Below are 3,587 nucleotides of genomic sequence, written 5' to 3'. Positions count from 1 at the left end.
CCGCCTGGACCGACCAGGCCTTCCACGGCGCCAGCGCCTGCCTGCAGGTCTTCGGCGGCCACGGCTTCGTGCGCGAATGGGGCATCGAGCAGATCGTGCGCGACGCGCGCGTGGCCATGATCTACGAGGGCACGAACGAGATCCAGGCGATCGACCTGCTGCTGCGCAAGACCCTGCCCGACGGCGGCGCGGCGCTGCTGCAGCTGCTGGCCGACATCGGCGCGGAGCTGGGTGACGACGAACAGGCCCGGCGCGTGAAAGCGCAGCTCGACGGCTTCGCCACCTTCCTGCGCGAGCGCCTGCTGCCGCGTGCCACATCGCAAGACGCGCCGGCCGACCTGCCGCACTGGCTGGCCGACGACTTCCTGCGCGCCGTGGCGATGCTGCTGATGGCCTGGGCCTGGGCGCGCATCGGCGCCACGCCGGGGACAGACACGGCCCGCTGGCAGACCGCGCAGACCGGCTTCTGGCGCTGGGTCTGGCCCGAATTCGGCATGCGCGTGGCGATGATGGAAGACAGCCTGGCCCGGACCTGATGCCGGCAGAATGAACCCCTCAGCGGCGCACGGCTCACCCGTTATGCTTCGCAACCATGCCTGAAACGACCGTTGCCAACACCTTGCGCCGTCCGCGCGCGCCCCGCAAGACCGCGGCGACCACGGCCGTGCCGCCGGACAGCCCCGCCGAGAGCGACAACGGCATCGACGCCAGCTACCTGGAAAGCCTGCTGGGCTACAACGCGCGGCGCGCGGCGCTGGCCGTCATCGGCGTGTTCCTGCAGCGCATGGCGCCGTTCGGACTGCGGCCGGTGGACTTTTCGGTGCTCACGCTGATCGCGCACAACCCCGGCATCACCTCGCGCCAGATCTGCGCGGCGCTGGACATCCTGCCCCCCAACCTGGTGGGCATGGTCAAGAGCCTGGACAAGCGTGGCCTGATCGAACGCCGCGCCCACCCCACCGACCGCCGCGCCCAGGGCCTGCACCTCTCCCCGGCGGGCCGGAAACTGCAAAAGAGTGCCCAGGCCACGGCCACCCAGCTCGAAAGCGACGTGGCCAGCCGCCTCAGCGCCGCCGAGCTCGACACCCTCAAATCGCTGCTGCGCAAGGTGTACACGCGCTGAAGGGCGCCGCGCCCCACGCCTGCGGCGGAGCGTGGGGGGGCGACGGGCCAGCCGCCGGGCCGCCCCAAGGCAGGCCCAGCCCCCTCGGGGGGGCAGCGACCCGCGAAGCAGCGGAGCGTGGGGGCCCAACTATCGGGGTAAATCCCGACCCGCGGAAACCCGCGGTGCGGGGCTTCCCAGCTAGCGAATGGCTAGCAGTCCCCGTATAGTGGTCCGCAGGCCCCGCCACGAAGGCCACACCGGAGACCACCAGCATGGGCGCCAAAGACAACGCGGCAGTGATCCAGCTGTTCGACCTGCTCGAATCGCGCTACGCCTTGCGCGTGATCTGGGCATTGAGCGACGGCCACCCCCAGACCTTCCGGCTGTTGCAGGACAGCGTGGGCGGTGTCACCCCCAACACGCTCAACACCCGCCTCAAGGAGCTGCGCGCCGCGCGCCTGGTGGACCACACCGGCGACGGCTACCGCCTCACCACCGCCGGCGCCGACCTGGCCCGCCGCATGCACGACGTGCAGCTGTTCGCCAGCAAATGGTCCAGCCAGCAGGCCCGGGCCGCGGCGGCGCAGGCCAACGGGACCTCGGCTCACGCCTGACGCCCAGCCGGACACAGCGCTCCCTTCCAGCGCTCACCGTGGAACCGGCTTTGCCGGGCCACTGGTGTGGTCCCCCACCGGGGGAAGACGCGTCAGCGGCGCAGGGGGGCTTCAATAACCCCCTGCCGCTGCTCACCCAGACCGCGCCCGCCCAGGGCGATCACGTCGCCGGCCTTCAAAAACACCGGCGGTTTCTGCCCCATGCCCACGCCCGGCGGCGTGCCGGTCGGGATCACGTCGCCCGGCTGCAGCGCCATGAAGCGGCTGAGATAACTCACGATCTGCGCCACGCCGAAGATCATGGTCTGGGTGTTGCCGGTCTGGCGGCGCTGGCCGTTGACCTCCAGCCACAGGTCCACGGCCTGCGGGTCGCCCAGCTCGTCGGGCGTCACCAGCCAGGGGCCGATGGGGCAGTGCGTCGGATAGCTCTTGCCCTTGGTCCACTGGCCCTCATATTCGATCTGGTAGGTGCGCTCGGACACGTCGTTGACCAGGCAAAAGCCGGCCACGTGCTCCAGCGCCTCCGCCTCGCTCACATGGAACGCCCGCTCACCGATCACGATGCCCAGCTCCACCTCCCAGTCCAGCTTCTGCGAACCGGGCGCCAGCCACACGTCGTCGTTGGGCCCGCTGATGGCGCCGTTGTGTTTGTTGAAGACGATGGGCTGGCCGGGCGCTTTCATGCCGGCCTCGGCCGCGTGGTCCGAGTAGTTCAGGCCGATGCAGACCACGTTGCCCACCGCACCCACGCAGGCACCGATGCGGCTGCCGGCGGGCACCAGCGGCAGGCTGGCCGGGTCGAGCGCGCGCAGGCGGGACATAGAATCACGCCCCAGCACGGCGCCGGCAATGTCCGGCACCACGCCCGAGAGGTCGCGCAGCGCACCGCTGGCGTCGATCAGACCGGGTTTTTCAGCGCCCAGCGGGCCGTGGCGGAACAGTTTCATGGGGTGTGCCTGTGCAAAAAGCCCCGATTCTCACCCGCCCGGTGGTTTTTCGCTGTCACCCCCTCTTGAACTTGGCCCCGGCGCCCCCAATTGACGCGCACGGCATGCTTTGTCTTTGATTTTCTTGAACTTTATTCGCCATGAGCCAACCACAACACCCCGTTGAAAGCCCCGAGAACGTCGCGCCCGCCAGCCCCGAAGAAGCCCTGGCCGCCGCTGCCGTGGCCGAGGTCGATGCGCTGGCCGCCCTGACCAACGAAGTCGCCGAACTCAAGGCCCAGAACGCCGACCTGGCCGAGCAGTTCCTGCGCGCCAAGGCCGAAGCCCAGAACACCCAGCGCCGCGCCGAAGACGAAATGGCCAAGGCGCGCAAGTTCGCCGTCGAAGGTTTTGCCGACAGCCTGCTGCCGGTGCTCGACAGCCTGGAAGCCGGTCTGAGCATCCAGGAAGCCAGCGTGCAGCAGATCCGCGAAGGCGCGGAGGCCACGCTCAAGCAGCTGCAGAGCGCCCTGGGCCGCAACAAGGTGGTGGCCATCGCCCCGGCCGCGGGCGAGAAATTCGACCCGGCCCAGCACCAGGCCATCAGCATGGTGCCGGCCGAGCAGCCCGCCAACACCGTGGTCGCCGTGCTGCAAAAGGGTTACCTGATCGCCGAGCGCGTGCTGCGTCCGGCCCTGGTGACCGTCGCGGCCCCCAAATAAGCCGGATTTGTGCGGCGCCGCTCTTGAAAAGCGGCCAAGTTATCCACACATCTTCCACAAGGGATGCACACCGCATCCACACCGTTTTCAACAATCACTTTTTCAAGAACCGGAGCAGAGAACATGGGAAAAATCATCGGCATCGACCTGGGCACCACCAACAGCTGCGTGTCCATCATGGAAGGCAACACCACCAAGGTGATCGAGAACTCGGAAGGTG

6 protein-coding genes are annotated in these 3,587 nt (G+C 68.7%); 5 read left to right on the top strand and 1 reads right to left on the bottom strand.

Annotated elements, in window-relative coordinates; all coding sequences use genetic code 11:
• The 3 genes from RMP09_RS17915 to RMP09_RS17905 form a co-directional block, all read left to right on the top strand.
• Window positions 1-536: acyl-CoA dehydrogenase family protein (locus tag RMP09_RS17915; RefSeq protein ID WP_310567333.1), on the top strand; the 536-nt coding region annotated here is incomplete at its 5' end.
• 56 nt (window positions 537-592) lie between these two features.
• On the top strand, window positions 593-1,123 hold the full coding sequence (locus tag RMP09_RS17910) for a MarR family transcriptional regulator (protein ID WP_310567332.1): 531 nt from the start codon (window positions 593-595) through the stop codon (window positions 1,121-1,123).
• A 254-nt stretch (window positions 1,124-1,377) separates the two neighbouring features.
• On the top strand, window positions 1,378-1,719 hold the full coding sequence (locus tag RMP09_RS17905; protein WP_310567331.1) for a winged helix-turn-helix transcriptional regulator: 342 nt from the start codon (window positions 1,378-1,380) through the stop codon (window positions 1,717-1,719).
• A gap of 92 nt (window positions 1,720-1,811) precedes the next feature.
• On the opposite strand, the gene RMP09_RS17900 is transcribed toward RMP09_RS17905, so the two are convergent.
• A complete protein-coding gene (locus RMP09_RS17900; RefSeq protein WP_310567330.1) occupies window positions 1,812-2,666 on the bottom strand; it encodes a fumarylacetoacetate hydrolase family protein in 855 nt (284 codons plus the stop codon).
• Between the two features lie 140 nt (window positions 2,667-2,806).
• Here RMP09_RS17900 and grpE point away from each other — a divergent pair, with 140 nt between their 5' ends.
• Both grpE and RMP09_RS24110 read left to right on the top strand, forming a co-directional pair.
• The gene (gene grpE, locus RMP09_RS17895) at window positions 2,807-3,367 is read left to right on the top strand and encodes a nucleotide exchange factor GrpE (protein WP_310567329.1); all 561 of its coding nucleotides are present in this window, start codon (window positions 2,807-2,809) and stop codon (window positions 3,365-3,367) included.
• Window positions 3,368-3,490: 123 nt separating this feature from the next.
• The coding region (locus RMP09_RS24110; protein WP_409559752.1) for an Hsp70 family protein at window positions 3,491-3,587 on the top strand (97 nt) is incomplete at its 3' end.

The organism is Hydrogenophaga sp., from assembly GCF_031426985.1.
Lineage (GTDB): Bacteria > Pseudomonadota > Gammaproteobacteria > Burkholderiales > Burkholderiaceae_C > Hydrogenophaga.
The sequence above is the reverse complement of the archived record's forward strand: the minus strand, read 5'-3'. Positions and strand labels throughout refer to the sequence as shown.